Annotated in this window: 18 protein-coding genes; 7 read left to right on the plus strand and 11 right to left on the minus strand. The window is 33.8% G+C overall.

The genetic code is table 11. The annotated features are described in order from the left end of the window. The first annotated feature begins 297 nt into the window (after positions 1 to 297). From lpxD to hemN, 6 genes are all read left to right on the plus strand, one after another. The gene (gene lpxD, locus DM397_RS16125; protein WP_111378519.1) at positions 298 to 1,296 is read left to right on the plus strand and encodes a UDP-3-O-(3-hydroxymyristoyl)glucosamine N-acyltransferase; all 999 of its coding nucleotides are present in this window, start codon (positions 298 to 300) and stop codon (positions 1,294 to 1,296) included. Between the two features lie 147 nt (positions 1,297 to 1,443). After that, positions 1,444 to 3,072 carry an acyl-CoA carboxylase subunit beta gene (locus DM397_RS16130; RefSeq protein WP_111378520.1) on the plus strand — a complete coding sequence of 543 codons (1,629 nt, stop codon included), beginning with the start codon at positions 1,444 to 1,446 and terminating at the stop codon, positions 3,070 to 3,072. Between the two features lie 122 nt (positions 3,073 to 3,194). Beyond that, positions 3,195 to 3,617, plus strand: coding sequence for a DoxX family protein (locus tag DM397_RS16135; RefSeq protein WP_111378521.1), 423 nt, complete (start codon positions 3,195 to 3,197; stop codon positions 3,615 to 3,617). Positions 3,618 to 3,714: 97 nt separating this feature from the next. After that, entirely contained in the window at positions 3,715 to 4,062 is a 348-nt protein-coding gene (locus tag DM397_RS16140; protein ID WP_111378522.1) for a hypothetical protein, read from the plus strand. 107 nt (positions 4,063 to 4,169) lie between these two features. Next, the gene (locus DM397_RS16145; RefSeq protein WP_111378523.1) at positions 4,170 to 4,646 is read left to right on the plus strand and encodes a hypothetical protein; all 477 of its coding nucleotides are present in this window, start codon (positions 4,170 to 4,172) and stop codon (positions 4,644 to 4,646) included. Between the two features lie 118 nt (positions 4,647 to 4,764). Continuing rightward, entirely contained in the window at positions 4,765 to 6,129 is a 1,365-nt protein-coding gene (gene hemN, locus DM397_RS16150) for an oxygen-independent coproporphyrinogen III oxidase (RefSeq protein WP_111378524.1), read from the plus strand. Between the two features lie 221 nt (positions 6,130 to 6,350). Here the strand turns inward: hemN and DM397_RS16155 are convergent, their stop codons facing one another. From DM397_RS16155 to DM397_RS16190, 8 genes are all read right to left on the minus strand, one after another. Beyond that, positions 6,351 to 7,052 carry a sulfite exporter TauE/SafE family protein gene (locus DM397_RS16155; protein WP_111378525.1) on the minus strand — a complete coding sequence of 234 codons (702 nt, stop codon included), beginning with the start codon at positions 7,050 to 7,052 and terminating at the stop codon, positions 6,351 to 6,353. A 5-nt stretch (positions 7,053 to 7,057) separates the two neighbouring features. Further along, a complete protein-coding gene (locus DM397_RS16160) occupies positions 7,058 to 7,507 on the minus strand; it encodes a FixH family protein (protein ID WP_008462668.1) in 450 nt (149 codons plus the stop codon). A 12-nt stretch (positions 7,508 to 7,519) separates the two neighbouring features. Further along, entirely contained in the window at positions 7,520 to 8,938 is a 1,419-nt protein-coding gene (ccoG, locus tag DM397_RS16165) for a cytochrome c oxidase accessory protein CcoG (protein ID WP_111378526.1), read from the minus strand. A gap of 10 nt (positions 8,939 to 8,948) precedes the next feature. Continuing rightward, entirely contained in the window at positions 8,949 to 9,887 is a 939-nt protein-coding gene (locus DM397_RS16170) for a cbb3-type cytochrome c oxidase N-terminal domain-containing protein (protein ID WP_111378527.1), read from the minus strand. 2 nt (positions 9,888 to 9,889) lie between these two features. Further along, on the minus strand, positions 9,890 to 10,084 hold the full coding sequence (locus DM397_RS16175) for a CcoQ/FixQ family Cbb3-type cytochrome c oxidase assembly chaperone (protein ID WP_111378528.1): 195 nt from the start codon (positions 10,082 to 10,084) through the stop codon (positions 9,890 to 9,892). Positions 10,085 to 10,091: 7 nt separating this feature from the next. Continuing rightward, positions 10,092 to 12,281: a cytochrome-c oxidase, cbb3-type subunit I gene (gene ccoN, locus DM397_RS16180; protein ID WP_111378529.1), complete on the minus strand. Its 2,190-nt coding sequence runs from the start codon at positions 12,279 to 12,281 to the stop codon at positions 10,092 to 10,094. Positions 12,282 to 12,283: 2 nt separating this feature from the next. Further along, a complete protein-coding gene (ccoS, locus tag DM397_RS16185) occupies positions 12,284 to 12,475 on the minus strand; it encodes a cbb3-type cytochrome oxidase assembly protein CcoS (RefSeq protein ID WP_111378530.1) in 192 nt (63 codons plus the stop codon). Positions 12,476 to 12,589: 114 nt separating this feature from the next. After that, a complete protein-coding gene (locus tag DM397_RS16190) occupies positions 12,590 to 14,977 on the minus strand; it encodes a heavy metal translocating P-type ATPase (RefSeq protein WP_111378531.1) in 2,388 nt (795 codons plus the stop codon). Positions 14,978 to 15,180: 203 nt separating this feature from the next. Here DM397_RS16190 and DM397_RS16195 point away from each other — a divergent pair, with 203 nt between their 5' ends. Continuing rightward, entirely contained in the window at positions 15,181 to 15,864 is a 684-nt protein-coding gene (locus DM397_RS16195; protein ID WP_111378532.1) for a Crp/Fnr family transcriptional regulator, read from the plus strand. Here DM397_RS16195 and mazG read toward each other — a convergent pair. The 3 genes from mazG to def all read right to left on the minus strand — a co-directional run bounded on the left by mazG (position 15,861) and on the right by def (position 17,865). After that, entirely contained in the window at positions 15,861 to 16,631 is a 771-nt protein-coding gene (gene mazG / locus DM397_RS16200; RefSeq protein ID WP_111378533.1) for a nucleoside triphosphate pyrophosphohydrolase, read from the minus strand. The two genes, DM397_RS16195 and mazG, sit on opposite strands and share 4 nt — an antisense overlap. A gap of 97 nt (positions 16,632 to 16,728) precedes the next feature. Beyond that, the gene (locus DM397_RS16205) at positions 16,729 to 17,214 is read right to left on the minus strand and encodes a DUF5606 family protein (protein ID WP_111378534.1); all 486 of its coding nucleotides are present in this window, start codon (positions 17,212 to 17,214) and stop codon (positions 16,729 to 16,731) included. Between the two features lie 60 nt (positions 17,215 to 17,274). Further along, positions 17,275 to 17,865: a peptide deformylase gene (gene def, locus DM397_RS16210; protein WP_111378535.1), complete on the minus strand. Its 591-nt coding sequence runs from the start codon at positions 17,863 to 17,865 to the stop codon at positions 17,275 to 17,277. Positions 17,866 to 17,981: the final 116 nt, after the last annotated feature.

Below are 17,981 nucleotides of genomic sequence, written 5' to 3' on the forward strand. Positions count from 1 at the left end.
TTTTATAATCTCTACTTTATAAATGATTTAACAAAACAAATGTAAGCTATAACTTAGCAATTAAATTATTTATTTTCTTCATCTGAATTCTCATTTACTTTAGGCAAAACCATCAAGCCACTGCTATTCAATTCATTAAAAAAAACTCACTAAATTAATATCCAAAATGTTAATTTTGTAAAAATCCACGTATTATTTTAAACATTTATTAAGAAACGAGAAAAAATAATTAGGTAATTAAAATCTAATTCATTTTATTTGGCAAAAAATAACCTTTTAGTCGATTAAAATTTGTCAATGAGATCCTATTCTATCCAAGAAATTAACGAAGTTATTAATGGCGTAATTTACGGCAGCACTTCACAAAGCATAACTGCAACAGAACAATTAGAAAAAGCAACAACTTCGGAAATCTCATTTATCGGAAATAAAAAATACGAAAAATACTGGTCAACATCTAACGCTTCAATAGCAGTTGTAAATGAAGACATTTCAATTGAACCTGGAGAAAACCGTGCTTTCATAAAGGTAAAAAATGCCGATTTGGCCATGTCACAAATCCTTGCCCTTTTTGCTCCCCCCGCCCCAATCTTTCATAACAATATTCATAAAACAGCCACTATAGACGAGACTGCTATAATTGGCGAAGGTGCTAAAATTGGCGCTGGCTGTTACATTGGCCCAAAAGTTGAAATTGGCGCTAATACAGTAATTTATCCGAATGTGACCATTTTAGATGAGTGCACAATCGGAAGAAACACAACTATTTGGTCTGGGACGGTTATTCGCGAACGTTGCCATATTGGAAGCGAATGCATCATTCACCCCAACGCAACAATTGGAGCAGATGGTTTCGGATTTCGTCCTTGTACAGAAAAAGGCTTGGTAAAAATTCCACAGATTGGAAATGTTATTATTGGCAACGGTGTAGAAATTGGAGCAAATTCTTGTGTAGACCGCGGTAAATTCAGTTCTACAATTCTTGGTGATGGCTGTAAAATAGACAATTTAGTTCAGATTGGACATAACAGTAAACTAGGCAAGTTCTGTATTATGGCTGGAAATAGCGGTTTAGCAGGTTCAGTAACCTTAGGAAATGGAGTTATTATTGGAGGAAGCGCTTCTATAAAAGATCACACCACAATTGGAGATGGCGCCATAATTGGCGCTGGATCTGGCGTTACTGGAGATGTTCCTGCTGGAAAAACTATGTTAGGATACCCTGCTGTCGAAGCTCGTGATGCTTTAAAGCAATGGGCTTTGTTAAAGCAAATGGTTTGTGGTCCTAAAAAATAATCCCAATTAAAAACACTAATAAAGAAACATCCTCTAAAATGGATGTTTTTTTTATTTAATACTTTTTCTTAATTTACAAAGCAACTCGTTTATTTCAATTGATTTTGTAAATTAGCCAACACTATTTTATCAAATCAATACTATATTATGGATTTAAACTTCAATAAAAACGAAGATCACAATAAATTACTTCTTTCTGAACTAAAACAAAAATTAGCAAAAGTTAAATTAGGCGGAGGCGAAAAAAGAATCGAGAAATTGCATTCTGAAGGAAAAATGACAGCTCGCGAAAGAATTGCTTATTTATTGGACGAAAATTCTAAAAGTATTGAAATTGGAGGTTTTGCTGGTGAAGGAATGTATCCAGAACACGGCGGTTGTCCTTCGGGAGGTGTTGTGGTAAAAATTGGCTATATCAGAGGAAAACAATGTATCGTGGTTGCCAATGATGCTACTGTAAAAGCTGGAGCTTGGTTCCCGATAACAGGAAAGAAGAACCTTCGTGCGCAGGAAATCGCAATGGAAAACCGACTTCCAATTATTTATCTTGTAGATAGCGCAGGGGTTTATCTCCCAATGCAAGATGAAATTTTTCCAGATAAAGAACATTTCGGACGCATTTTTAGAAACAACGCTCAAATGAGCAGTATGGGAATTACCCAAATTGCTGCCGTTATGGGAAGCTGTGTTGCTGGAGGCGCTTACCTACCTATTATGAGCGATGAAGCTCTAATCGTTGATAAAACTGGAAGTATTTTCCTTGCTGGAAGCTATTTAGTAAAAGCAGCAATTGGCGAAACAATCGACAATGAAACTTTAGGCGGAGCAACAACTCATTGCGAAATTTCAGGTGTTACCGATTATAAAGCTAAAGACGATAAAGATGCTTTAGACAAAATCAAAAACATTGTAGATAAAATTGGTGATTTTGATAAAGCTGGCTACAGCAGAATCAAAGCCGAAAAACCAGCTTTAGATCCAAACGAAATTTACGGAATTCTTCCAAAAGCCAGAACCGAACAATATGACATGATGGAAATCATTAAACGTTTGGTTGATAATTCAGAATTTGAAGCTTATAAAGAAGGCTACGGACAATCTCTTATTACAGGTTATGCTAGAATTGATGGCTGGGCTGTCGGAATCGTTGCCAATCAGAGAAAAGTAGTAAAAACCAAAAAAGGTGAAATGCAGTTTGGAGGCGTTATTTATTCGGATAGCGCTGATAAGGCAACTCGTTTTATTGCCAATTGCAATCAGAAAAAAATTCCTTTAGTATTTTTACAAGACGTTACAGGCTTTATGGTTGGTTCAAAATCAGAACACGGCGGAATTATTAAAGACGGTGCCAAAATGGTAAATGCTGTGAGTAATTCTGTTGTTCCAAAATTCACTGTTATTGTTGGAAACTCATACGGAGCAGGAAATTATGCTATGTGCGGAAAAGCTTATGATCCTCGATTGATATTTGCCTGGCCAAGTGCAGAACTTGCTGTTATGGGAGGAACTCAAGCCGCAAAAGTATTGGCGCAAATTGAAGCTTCTTCTCTCAAAGCAAAAGGAGAAAAAGTCGATGAAGCAAAAGAAACCGAATTATTCGATAAAATAAAAGCCCGTTACGATGCACAAACATCGCCATACTACGCTGCTTCTAGACTTTGGACAGATGCCATCATTGACCCACTCGAAACCCGCAATTGGATTTCCATGGGAATCGAAGCAGCAAACCATGCTCCTATTCAAAAACCTTTTAATTTGGGAGTCATTCAAGTGTAACAATTTAAGAATTCTCAACAAGGCGTTAAATAAAAAGTAAAAAACTTATTTTCAAGGTGTTAAAAATAAATATTTAATTAAAAATTAGTAACTTAGTATATAATTTTTAATCACACAACATCATGGAAAATGTAAAAAGTTTAAATAAATGGGCAAATTCGCACACTTATTTACCAGTTGATTTAGTACGTATTGTTTTGGGTGGATTTTTATTTATGAAAGGTGTCTCTTTCGTCACCAATATTCAATACCTGCATGATTTGATTTCCCCTATCGATAAGTATGGCGGAGGCATGTTTATGCTGCATTACATTGCTCCTGCCCACATGATTGGTGGTATAATGATTATTTTTGGGCTTTTAACCCGATGGGCGATTGCGGCTCAATTACCCATTTTATTTGGTGCCGTTCTTGTCAACTCTATGGGAAGAATGCATTCTGAAAGTTTAGTTCTTGCTATAGTCGTTTTATTAGTCTGCATATTCTTCCTCTTTTATGGAAGTGGCAAACATTCTGCAGATTATTACTTTAAAATGCAACAATAACCTCATAGGTCCTCAGTTACGCTGAGGACTTTTTTTTGAGTGTTAATTAATTCTATAAAATTTCTTTAATTGCGTTTTATGACTTAAATTCGCCGACATGAATTGGATTCGTAAAACCGTTATTCTTATTACACTTATACTTGCAGGACTGTTTGCTTATCAGGCAGACCAAGCTTCTGTACACGTAATTGAAACGGAAAAATCTGACACCAACTTCTGCAAAGACATTCCCGATTCATCTGCATTTATACAGCCACAGGGAAGTTATCAGCTTGCCGCAAACATCAAAACAAATCCAACTGGGATAATTAAATGTTTTGATACCCTTTTACCGCTTATTCCGCAACATCAAACTGTTTCAGTTAGTACAGCATACACTAAACTCTTTACAACTCAAAGTAAAAAGGTTTTAGTCATACTTTATGCTTTCCATTTTTTCTGGTAAATAAATTCTTGATTTTTCATTAGAAGACTTATTCTTCAGCACGCACTTAGCCGTTTTCAAACCGAAAACTGTTATGCGTATCATTTATTTATTACATTAAAAACATTATGGAAACTACTACCACAATAATGGGTATTGTGATTTTAATTATTGTCGCTATCCCTATTTACTTTTCTGCGCGTTCATCAGCTGCAAGCAAATCAAGAATTTTAAATATCAAAAAAAGATTCAATCCAACTCATCCAGAAGATTTTGATTTGACAGAATCGATCAATAATAAGACTTTAACTATTGATCAGAAAAACAACAAGTTCATTTTGATGAATTTCAATCCGAATCAACAAGAGTCAATATATGTCGATTTAAATACAATTGCTTCATGCAAATTGGTTCCGACAACAGATTCTGGTTCTGATACTATTGTTAAAATTGATTTTGATTTTCAAGAAAAAGAAACAGGTAAAAAAATAATAATTCCATTCTATGATTTTGACGACGATCGCATCAAACAGATTAGCGTCTATCAAGATCATCAGTTTGCGAAAAAATGGCTTAAAATCATCCAAGATTCTATATCACGTTAGTTATTTAATTCAGAAAAGAGGCTCAATTTGAGTCTCTTTTTTTTATAGGTTATATGATATTTGTCATTTTATGTCTTAGCCTAAAGTTTTAATTTTGATGTAAACTAAATCCGTCATTATGAAAATTTCTTTGACTCAAAAGTATAATGTTCCAGGTCCAAGATATACTAGTTACCCAACAGTTCCATATTGGAATGAAGCTGACTTTACATCCGAAAAATGGATTACTACTTTAAGGCAATCATTTTCTGAAAGCAATTCAAAAAACGGAATAAGTTTATACATTCACCTGCCTTTCTGTGAAAGTATGTGCACTTTTTGCGGGTGCAACAAACGTATTACAAAAAATCACTCGGTAGAAGAAAAATACATTCAGGCAGTTCTGAAAGAATGGAAAATGTATTGTGATTTGCTTCCTGAAAAACCCATAATTAAAGAAATTCATTTAGGCGGAGGAACTCCTACCTTCTTTTCAAAAGAAAATTTAGAGTGTCTTATTAACGGAATTTTTGATCATGCTGTAAAAGCAGAAAAACATGAATTTAGTTTTGAAGGACATCCAAACAACACCACTCACGAACAGCTTAAAAAATTATATGATTTAGGCTTTCGCCGAGTAAGTTTTGGTGTGCAAGATTATTCACCTACAGTTCAAAAAGCAATCAATAGAATTCAGCCGTTTCATAATGTTGCCAAAGTAACATTTTGGGCTAAAGAAATTGGCTACACTTCAATTGGACACGATATTATTTTCGGCCTTCCATTTCAAACCATCGAAGATGTAGTTGATACTGTCGAAAAAACAAATTCATTAAAACCCGATAGATTGGCATTTTACAGCTATGCGCACGTGCCTTGGATAAAAGGAAACGGACAACGTGGTTTTAATGATGAGAATCTACCAAAAGATGCCGAAAAGAGAAAACTATACGAAATTGGTAAAAAACTTCTTATTCAGAATGGCTATCACGAAATTGGCATGGATCATTTTGCCTTAAAAGATGACAGCTTATACAAAGCGGCTCATAATGGGAATCTACATAGAAACTTTATGGGCTATAGCGCTTCTAAAACTCAAGTTATGATTGGTCTAGGTGTTTCTTCAATTAGCGACAGTTGGTACAGTTTTGCGCAAAACACCAAAATTTTAGAAGAGTACTACGAGATTTTAGAATCTAATAAACTTCCTGTTGTAAAAGGTCATATTTTAAACGATGAAGATCTTATCATTAGAAAACATATTCTGAATTTAACTTGCGAACTAGAAACTTCCTGGACTGCAGAATCTTTAAATTTTACCGAACTTCCTGAAGTGTTAACTGCTTTGAAAGAAATAGAAAATGATAATTTAATTGTCATTGAAAACAATAAAATCAAGATTACAGAAGAAGGAAGACCTTTTGTCCGCAATATCTGCATGGCATTTGATTTACATCTAAAAAGAAAGTCACCGGAAACAAATCTGTTTTCGATGACCGTATAGTTTAAATTAGGATAAACGTCAAGTATATTTTCTTTTAACACAAAGAAACATAGTTTATTTGGAAATTTTAAAAAAGCCGTTTCACTAATTTAAATGCACATAGTTTATTATATGCAGAAACTTATTTCTTTAAAATCTCTTTTTTTTTTCGAAATGAAAAAGCCCATATTTCTATATATTGAAATATTTTTTCAATTTTCATCAAAGAAATAAGATATTTTCTAGTGGCAGTTTGGAGTCTGCTGTACAAACAAACTCATGTTTGAAGGAGAAATATATGGAATTCCCAATCCCAATCCACGAAGGATAAATAAAACACCAATTATAACGGCTACATACGGAATTGCCTTTTGGATTTTGTTTCTGAAGGGCAATTTTAATAATGAGTTGACATAAACCACAACTGTCATTAACGGTATCGTCCCGATTCCAAACAAAAACATGTAAAGAACTCCAAGACTTGCGCTTTGCATTGCAATTGCTCCAAACAAAGCAACATAAACCATTCCGCATGGTAAAAAACCGTTTAGAAGACCAATTGTAAAAAGAGATTTGTAACTCTTATTTTTAAACTGACTTCCTAGATTAGTTTTAATTTTTGAAATGATTTTATAAACTGGCTTAGAAAAATTGTATTGTGCAAATTTTTTCTCAGGAATTAAAACCACAATAATCATTATGACACCAATAATAATTGACATTTTTTGCTGTAGTCCTGCTAAGAAAAAACCTCTTCCAAGCAAACCAAAAATCAATCCGATAGTAGCATAAGCTGATAATCTGCCGAAATGATACGTCATAATCTGCGTCACTCTTTTAGCTTCATTTTGCCTATCTACAGGAAGCATCATAGCAATTGGTCCACACATTCCGACGCAATGCAAACTGCTGATTAAACCTAAGAAGAAAGCTGAGAATAACATGATGTTTAGTTTACGTAAATAACTTCTTTAGTGAGATATTTTTTACCCTCGTACTGCCATTCCATATTAACATCCCAACGTCCTTTTATTAATTTTTTCTGTGGAATAATGATTTCAGAATTGGTTAAAGCAATTTGAGTATTAAAATCAAATTTTTTATTTGAAGGTCTGTACAATTGAATATTTCCTTTTACTTTATCGCTTTCAAATCCTGCAGGAAAAATTACTGCTACACCTTCTCCAGTATATTTGATTGATGGCTTATGCTGTAAATCGTGTGCATTCTGAATTCTTGCCATTTCTTCCTGAAAGTGCGTGTCATGTTTGTAATATTCTTCGACAACCAAATCATTATCGTATTTAGAATTTGACTGCACTTCAAAAACAAAATATAAAATAAAGGTCATAAACAATCCGAATGCAATGACAATTCCTGTTCCCCAATTAAATTTCATGATGTAAATGTTTTAATTAAAACTGCGTGGTCCTAAGAAATTTGTTGATGTAGTTTCTATGAGTTCAGAACCATTATAAACTCCTATTTTTACTTTAGTTTTATCACTTTCCAATAAAACTTCATCAATTTCGATAAACAATGTTCCTTGAGAAATTCCTTCTTTAGCAACTTTAAAATGTCTTTTTCCTACATTTTTGATTTCTCCTTTTTGATCTATTAATTCAAAATGAATGTCGTTGTAATCTTTCATTGTTTTGTTTACAATTTTATAAGTGTAAACATTACTGATTTTTTCACCATCATGCTGGAACAACTGACCTGGCAAACGTAAAACAACAGCCTGAACATCTGTTCTTAAAAATAGCATTCCAACAAAAATACTCAATAAAATGAAGAGAACAGCTGTATATCCTTTCATTCTTGCTGTAAACTTGAAAGGTTCTTTTTTTGCAATTTCATCTTCAGAAGCATATCGGATAAGACCTTTTGGCAATCCTACAGATTCCATAATATGATCACATTCGTCTATACAAGCTGTACAGTTTGTACATTCCAACTGCGTTCCGTTTCTAATGTCAATTCCCATTGGGCAGACGTGAACACATTGAAGACAATCAATACAATCTCCTTTTCCAGTTAATGCCCTATCTTCATTTTTTTTGAATTTTGCACGTCCTTCTTCTTTTTCTCCACGCACAAAATCATAAGCAACATTTATAGATTTATTGTCTAGAAGAACACCTTGCAATCTTCCGTATGGACAAGCGATAATACAAACCTGTTCACGGAACCATACAAAAACGAAATAGAAAACACTCGTAAATATAAGTAGCGCAATAAAATTGCTTGCTTGTTTTACAGGACCTTGCTCTATCATTAAGAATAAAGCATCGCTTCCTACCAAGTACGCAAGAAAAATATTAGCAATAAGGAAAGAGATTAGGAAAAATATCGTCCATTTTAGAACTCTCTTTCTAATTTTTTCAGCATTCCATTCCTGTCTCGCTAATCGACTCTGAGACCCACGATCTCCATCGATCCAATACTCTATACGACGGAAAACCATTTCGAGGAAAATAGTCTGCGGGCAGATCCAGCCGCAAAATATTCTTCCGAAAACAACAGTAAATAATATTATAAATACAACGCCGACAAGCATTGAAATTACGAAGAGATAAAAATCCTGTGGCCAAAAAGGGAATCCAAAAATATTAAAACGACGTTCCAAGATATTGAACATCATAAACTGATTCCCATTAACCTTAATAAAAGGATTTATGAATAAAATCGCCAATAAAACGTAGCTGACAATTTTTCTATAATCATAAAATTTACCAGACGGTTTTTTAGGAAATATAAATTTTCGTTTACCACCTTCATCTATTGTTCCAATGGTATCTCTAAAAGCTTCGTCTGGTAAATTTGACATGATATTCTAATTATTTTTTAACTTCTGTGGTATCTTTTGTGGTTGCTGCAGCGGCATCGGTTTTAGGAGCACTATCATCTACCCAAACTTCTCCTTCTGCCTCTTTAGGATCTTTAGGATTACTTCCTTGCAAAGACAGAATATAGCTTGCCACTTTTTGTATTTCTTTTGGCTTAAGGGTTCCTTTCCAAGCAATCATCCCTTTACCGTCTCTACCTCCATTTGTAATGGTATGGAATAGATTTTTAATTCCTCCTCCTAAAATCCATTTATCATCTGTAAGGTTTGGTCCAATCTGCCCTCCTGCATCGGCACGGTGACAGGCAGCACAATTGGTTGTAAAGATTGTTTTACCTTCATCTAAACTTGGTGCATCAGTTAGTAAAACAACTGTTTTTTCGTCCATTAAATCTGGAGCAGTTTTCATGTACTCTTCAACATCAATTTTTGCCTGTGCCATTTCTTTTTTCAATTCCATCTCCTGATCATCCGCACCTAAAACATCGTAACGAACAACATAAATTACTCCAAAAATGATACAGATGTAGAATAAATACACCCACCATGGCGGTAAATTATTATCCAACTCTTTGATTCCGTCATAATCATGATCCATCAATAAGTCGGCTTCTTTTTCAATTGGTTCTGTTTTAGTCAATTTATGCATTAGGTTTTTAAACCAAGTGCTTTCTTTGAAACTTAAACTTTCTTCAAGTTCTTTTTGTGCTTTTTCTTCTGGTGATAATAATTGGAACATTACTCGATTTACAGCGCTAAGCGTAATCTCAATGGCAATTAGAATAAACAAAAAGACAAATAAAAAGAGTGATACCATTGGATATTTTACAAAAGCTGGCTTATCGCCCGAATCTATAAAATATTCCATCAAAGCAAATACGATGAAGAAAATCAGCGGTACTCTAACATATACTGGGAAAAACTTTTTCATTTTTATCTATCTTTTGTAATTACACTAAGTCCTTCATCTAAAGGTATATTACTCATTTCTTGAATTTTTTCTTTTCTATAAGAGAACACCCAAATGCCTAATCCTACAAAGAAGAAGAAGAAAATCAAGAGGGAAATAATCGGGTATAATTCTACACCCGATATTGTTTCCATATTGTGTTTTATCTGTTCAAACATAATGCTATTATTTTGAAGTTTCTTTTACTTTAATATCAGTACCAAGTCTTTGAATATAAGCAATCAAAGCAACGATTTCTCTTTCGTTCATCGGAATGAATTTCTCGCCTTTTGCAGCAGCTTTTTTACGGCTGTCTTCATAACTCTTAACGAAATCAGGATCGCTTTCTAAGCTTTTTTCAATCTTAACAGCCTGCTCTCTTAAAGTTCTCTGTGCATTTGCAACTTCTTCTGGAGTATATGGCACTCCTAAAGAAATCATTGCCTGCATTTTTTTCTGAGTCAATGAAATATCCATCGGTTTGTTATCAAACAGCCATTTATAACCTGGCATGATAGATCCAGCAGATGTGCTTTGCGGATTCCACATATGGTTAAAATGCCAGTTGTCATTGTACTTACCACCTACTCTCAATAAGTCTGGTCCTGTACGTTTTGATCCCCATAAGAATGGATGGTCATAAACAAACTCTCCCGCTTTAGCTTGCGGCCCATTGTAACGAACAACTTCGTGTCTAAACGGACGAACTGATTGTGAGTGACATCCAACGCAACCTTCTCTGATATATAAATCACGTCCTTCAAGCTCTAACGGTGTATATGGTTTTACACTTGAAATTGTCGGAATATTTGATTTTACCATAATTGTTGGCACAATCTGAATAATACCTCCAATTAAAATTGCGATTGTAGCTAGAATAGTTAACTGAATTGGTTTTCTTTCTAACCATGAATGGAATTTCTCTCCTCTTACTCTACTGCTGCTGATTCTTTGCAAAGCTGGTGCTTGAGCCAATTCATCTTCAATTGTATTACCAGCCTTTACAGTCATAATAATATTATAAACCAATGCCAGCATACCTATTAGATATAAACTACCTCCGATAGCTCTCATCCAATACATTGGCATAATAGCGGTTACCGTTTCAAGGAAGTTCCCATAAGTTAAAGTACCATCTGGATTAAACTGTTTCCACATTGATGCTTGTTGAAAACCAGCTACATACAACGGAATTGTATAAAATATAATACCTAAAGTCCCAATCCAGAAATGGAAGTTTGCTAAGCCCTTAGAAAATAATTCCGATTTCGTCATTCTTGGAATCAGCCAATAGATAATACCAAATGACATGAAGCCGTTCCAAGCTAAAGCTCCTACGTGTACGTGCGCTACAATCCAATCAGTATAGTGAGCAAGTGCATTTACATTTTTTAAAGACAACATTGGCCCTTCAAAAGTCGCCATACCGTAACCAGTAATCGCTACTACGAAGAATTTTAAAACTGGTTCTTCACGAACTTTATCCCAAGCTCCTCTTAAAGTAAGAAGACCATTGATCATACCTCCCCACGATGGAGCAATTAACATTACTGAGAATGCAACCCCTAAATTCTGAGCCCAGTTTGGCAATGCAGAGTATAATAAGTGGTGAGGTCCAGCCCATATATAGATAAAGATTAAAGACCAAAAGTGAATAATAGATAATCTATAAGAGTAAACAGGTCTGTTTGCAATTTTTGGAACGAAATAGTACATTAATCCCAAGAATGGAGTTGTAAGGAAGAATGCCACCGCATTGTGCCCGTACCACCATTGTACAAGCGCATCCTGAACACCAGCATACACAGAGTAACTTTTTAAACCTGAAACTGGAATTTCAATATTATTAAAGATATGCAATACTGCTACCGTTACAAACGTTGCTAAATAAAACCAAATTGCAACATATAAGTGACGCTCTCTACGGCGAAGCATGGTACCAATCATATTGATACCCATTACCACCCAAATTAAAGCGATAGCAATGTCAATTGGCCACTCTAACTCTGCATATTCTTTAGAAGAAGTATAACCTAACGGAAGTGTAATCGCAGCGGCTACAATAATTAACTGCCATCCCCAGAAGTGAAGATTACTAAGAAAATCACTAAACATTCTGGCTTTTAGCAATCTTTGCAGCGAGTAGTACATACCAGCGAAGAAAGCATTACCTACAAAGGCAAAAATAACTGCATTGGTGTGTAACGGTCTCAAACGGCCGTAACTCAGCCACGAAATCCCATCTGTAATGTTGGGAAAAAGGTACATTACCGCCAAGGTAAGTCCCACTAACATACCTACAACTCCAAAAAGAATTGTGGCATAAATGAATTTTTTTACAATTTTGTTGTCGTAATAAAACTGTTCCATTTCCATAATTATACTTGTTTTTCTTCGATTGTTGAATTATTATTTTGGGAATTAATTTTGGTTTCGTCATCAAAAAGAATTCTGACTGAAGGTGTATAATCATCATCATACTGTCCAGATTTGACAGCTGCGATAAAGGCAATAAAGAAACAGATTGCCACAAAAATACTTACTGAAATTAATAGATAAATAACACTCATACCTTGAATTTATATTAACAAAATTAGTTTGTTAAAGGCGCATAAAATATGATAATTATCATAGACGATTAGTTATGTTAAATTTAATAAAATATGTCCTTTAATAATTTAAAATCATTCTAAATTTCTATTACTGAAATAGTTAGACATAAAAGTCACAAAACTTACAATCGTAATTGTACTCAATGGCATAATGATCGCAGCAACCAGCGGAAGCAGATTTCCTGTAACCGCAAATACGAGTCCGACCACGTTGTACAGCAATGAAAGCCCAAAACTCATCTTTATAATCAAAATTGCTTTATGGGAAAGCTTTAAAAAGTAATTGAAACGCGAAAATTCTGTTGCGTCCAAAATTGCATCGCAGGCTGGCGAAAAAACATTGACATTTTCTGATATGGAAATCCCTACATTACTTTGGGCTAATGCCCCAGCATCATTTAAGCCATCGCCAACCATCATTACATTTTGTCCTTTTTCTTGAAGTTTTTTTATGTATTCAAGCTTTTGTTCAGGTTTTTGATTAAACACTAACTCAGTGCCTTTGGGCAGAATAGCTTCTAGATTTGATCTTTCTCCATCATTATCACCAGAAAGCACTTTTATTTTGTAATCTTTACTCAAATTTGCAAAAAGCTTTTCCAAACCTTCTCTATATTGATTTTGGAAAGTAAATTTTCCAAAATAGATCTCTCCTATCTTAATGTGCAATGCTGTCTTCTCAATTTCTAAACCATCCGCAACTATATCATTAACAAATTGTCCAGAACCAATTTTTATTTCTTTCCCATCAACAGTAGCCAAAATACCTTTTCCTGTAATTTCTTGGAACTCTTCTATATTAATACGTTTTGTCTCTGGAAGAAAATCATAAAGCATTCTGCTTAACGGATGGTTTGAACCTCGCAGTACGTTTTTAATCAATATAATATCTGAATTTGAAATAGCATTTCCTTCATACATTATATTTGATTTCTTGTTGGTCGTAATTGTTCCTGTTTTATCAAAAACAATAGTATCAACTTTGGCAAGCTGTTCTATTACTACAGCATTTTTTAAATAGAATTTCTTTTTACCTAAAATGCGTAATATGTTTCCAAAAGTAAACGGAGCAGTTAGTGCTAATGCACACGGACAAGCTACAATCAATACCGCTGTAAAGACATTAAAAGCTGTATTGGCATCTATAAAAATCCAATAACCAAAACCAGCAAATGCAATGAGCAATAATATGGGGGTAAAATATCGACTGATTGCATCTGTTATGGTTTTGTGTTTTTGATCTACTTTTTTCTGAAAAATCTCGTTACTCCATAATTGAGTTAAATAACTTTGAGAAACAGAATGCAAGACTTCCATTTCTATTACTTTACCAATCTGTTTTCCTCCTGCAAAAACTTTATCACCAGACTTTTTAGTGATTGGTACCGCTTCACCTGTAACAAAACTATAATCTATCTCGGCACTTTCGCTGATTAAAATTCCATCAACAGGGATAAGCTCCTGATTTCTAATTAACAATCGATCTCCTTTTAGAACATCATAAATGGCAACGTTTTCTTCAGAAGCATCTTTATTGATTTTGGTAACTGCGATTGGAAAATAAGATTTAAAATCCCTTTCGAAACTTAAAAAACTATAGGTTTTAATCTGAAACATTTTGCCAAGAAGCATAAAAAATATCAAACTGGCCAAACTGTCAAAAAATCCTGGACCGTGATCCATCAGCATATCATAAGTGCTGCGAATAAACATCACGACAATTCCTAAAGCAATCGGAATATCAATATTAAGCATTCTCGTTCTAATACTATGATAAGCAGAAACATAGTATCCGCTCGCTGAGTATAAAAAAGTGGGTAATGCTAGGAGAAAAATAAGTAATCTAAAAAACGGCTTGTAACTATCTAGCCAGAACTCTTTCATTTCGAAATATTCTGGAAATGAAAGCAGCATGATATTTCCGAAACAGAAAAATGCAACACCCAATTTATAGGTTAAACTTCTGTCGACTTTTGCTTTTGCAGATCCGTAATTTTCTAAACTAATATAAGGTTCATAACCTATAGAACTAAGGAGATAAACTATTTCTTTTAAACAAACTACATCAGAATTAAAGGTAATTCTAACTTTCTTTTCGTGAAAATTAACTTGAGAAGTGCTAATTCCAGGCTGAAGACGATTTAGGTTTTCTAAAATCCATATACAAGAACTGCAATGAATATGTGGAATATTTAAAGAAACAATCGATGTGTTTCCTTCTTGAAACTCTAAAACTTTTGCAAGTATAGTTTCATTTTCTAAAAAATCATATTTTCCTCTGATGTCTTGTGGAGTGGCGCCTGGAGACTTTTCAAAATCATAATAAGATGTCAGGTCATTGATGCTGAAAATTTCGTAAACTGTTTTACAGCCAGTGCAACAAAACTTTTTATCATCAAAATCAATTTCTTCATTTTGTTCAATAGTTAAACCACAATGAAAACAACTTTGCTCCCTCATAAACTTGTTTTTATTTGCCACAAATTTCCAATTAAAGCACAATTATTAAGATGATAATTGTCATATTATTTTGAAATTGGAATTCTAAATTTATAAAATAAAAAGCTCAAAAGAGAGCTAACCCTAATTTATAATAAATTTACCTTATAAAGGTGGTTAAAAACACTCAAATATCCTTATTTTTGCAGCAAACAAATATTGTCATGAACAAATGTGATCAATGCATTGTACGCCAGTTAAGCTCATTAAAAGCCCTTAACAAAGAAGAAGTTATTAAATTAGCCAGCAGTAAAACGACTTACAAAATTAAAAAAGGTGATGCTCTTTTTGAAGAAGGAGAAGTAACCAATGGCGTTTTCTGTGTAAAAGATGGTGTTGGAAAGCTTTCAAAACTGAGTGCAAACGGAAAAGACCAAATTGTAAAATTGGTCAAATCTGGCGAACTTCTGGGACAGCGTTCTATGATTAGCAATGAACCTGCAAATTTGACCGCAAAAGCGATTGCCGACATGGAAGTTTGTTTTATTCCTAAAGCTGAAATCATCAATTTCTTTAATAATAACAATCAGTTTTCTTTAAATATGATGCAATCTGTATGCGAAGATTTAAAAGAATCTGAAAATGAAAAAATTGCCTTAGTTCAAAAAACAGTTAAGCAGAGACTTGCCGAAACTTTACTGCACTTGCATGATGAATTTGGTGAAGATACCGACAAAACACTTAAAGTTCAGCTAACAAGAGAAGAGCTTGCAGGTATTATTGGAACGGCAACAGAAAGCTGTATCCGTCTATTATCTGATTTTAATAAATTGGAATTAATAGAATTAGTTGGTAAAAAAATCATGTTGAAAGATGTTCGCGCTTTAAAAAAATTGGCCGACAACTAGAGTTTTTTAGCCTCGTTCCAGAAAACATCCATTTCTGTAAGCGTCATATCCATTAAAGGTTTTCCTAATTCGTTGGCTTTACTTTCTAAGTATTGAAAACGTTTTATAAACTTCTTATTGGTTCTCTCTAAAGCATCTTCAGGATTTACATTCAAAAATCTTGCGTAATTAATCATAGAAAACAAAACGTCACCAAACTCGTCTTCAATTTTATCTTGATTTCCAGTTTTTACTTCGTCTTGCAATTCTTGCAATTCTTCTTGCACTTTATCCCAAACTTGATGTGGCTCTTCCCAATCGAAGCCCACGCCTTTTACTTTATCTTGAATTCGGCTTGCTTTAACCATTGCCGGAAGACTTCTTGGAACACCTTCTAAAACAGACTTCTTGCCTTCTTTAAGTTTTAATTTTTCCCAGTTTTGTTTTACCTCTTCTTCATTTTCTACTTTCACGTCTCCATAGATATGAGGATGACGGTGAATGAGTTTCTCACAGATTTCATTGCAAACGTCAGCAATATCAAAATCATTGGTTTCACTGCCAATTTTGGCATAAAAGACAATATGAAGCAACAAATCTCCCAATTCTTTTTTAACTTCATTTAAATCATTATCCAAAATAGCATCGCCCAATTCATAAGTTTCTTCGATTGTTAAATGTCTTAATGTCTGAAGAGTCTGCTTTTTATCCCACGGACATTGCTCACGAAGTTCATCCATGATATTCAATAATCTCTCAAATGCTTTTAACTGGTTTTCTCTACTCATTTTGAAGTTTCTTTTGATTTAAACTCGATTCTGTAAAATTAAAAAATCCTGCCAAGAAAACATCTTAACAGGATTATTTATGTTTAAAGAAAAACTATTATTCTTCTTTTTTAGCTTTTGCTTTTTTAGCTGCTGGAGCTTTTTTCGGTTTTTCAGCAGCAACTGGAGCTTCTTCTTTTGGTTCTTCAGCAGCAGGAGCTAAATCTGTAACCAAACCTTTTGCTTGAAGCGTGTTATACCAATTTAATACTTTTTTGATATCTGATGGGTAAACTCTTTCTTCGTCGTAATCAGGAAGAATTTGTTTAAAATAAGCAGATAAAGTAGCGTTATCTTCTTTATGAGAGATAGCTTGTCCTTTGTTTTCTTTAACGGCAATCTGCTGCATTACTTCAGTTAACGGTTTCTCGCCTTCATAAGTATAAATCGAAATTTCAGACAATAAACTTACATTGCTTTTTAGATTTACAGTAATCTTCTTCCCATCAATTAATGATTCCGCCACAAAACCTGTACGAGTTTGTACTTTTAATTCGTATAAACCTGGTTTTCCTGAAATGGCTAAAATTTTCGTTAAATTCATTTTTATTAAAATTAGTATTAAGAATTTTATTTATTTTTTGTTTCTAAATATTTAGAAAACTTATCTTGCTTTTTTAGCTGCAAAAAATTTCATTCTATATTCCTGAGATGTTTTTCCCTCAGTAATATTTTTCAATTTCTTTTGGATTAAACGTTTTTTTAGAGATGAGATTTTATCTGTAAACAAGATTCCTTCAATGTGGTCGTATTCATGCTGGATAACTCTTGCAATTAATCCGTCAAATACTTCCGTTTTCATTACAAAATCTTCCTCACAATATTCGATTGTAACAGTTGGTTTTCTGTAAACGTCTTCGCGCACATCAGGAATACTCAAACAGCCTTCATTAAATCCCCACTCTTCTCCTTCTTCTTTAACGATTTTAGCATTGATAAAAGTCTTTTTAAAACCTTTCAAATCTTTTTGTTCCTCTGAAGGAAGATCCTCATCATCACTAAAAGGCGTTGTATCTATCACAAACAAACGAATTGGCAATCCAACCTGCGGTGCTGCAAGTCCAACTCCATACGCATTATACATAGTCTCATACATATTTGCGATCGTTTCTTTTAGGTTTGGATATTCTGGTGTAATATCCTGCCCTATTTTTCTTAAAACAGGATCACCGTATCCTACAATTGGTAAAATCATTTGTTTTTATTTATGTTTTAATGTGCTGTAAAAACAGAATTAAAGTTCTGATATTTCAGCTGGCAAAAATAGTAAAAAATAGTCAATGAATAATTCTTATACGGTATTATTCGTAT

It is taken from the genome of Flavobacterium nitrogenifigens, from assembly GCF_003254565.1.
GTDB classification, from domain to species: domain Bacteria; phylum Bacteroidota; class Bacteroidia; order Flavobacteriales; family Flavobacteriaceae; genus Flavobacterium; species Flavobacterium nitrogenifigens.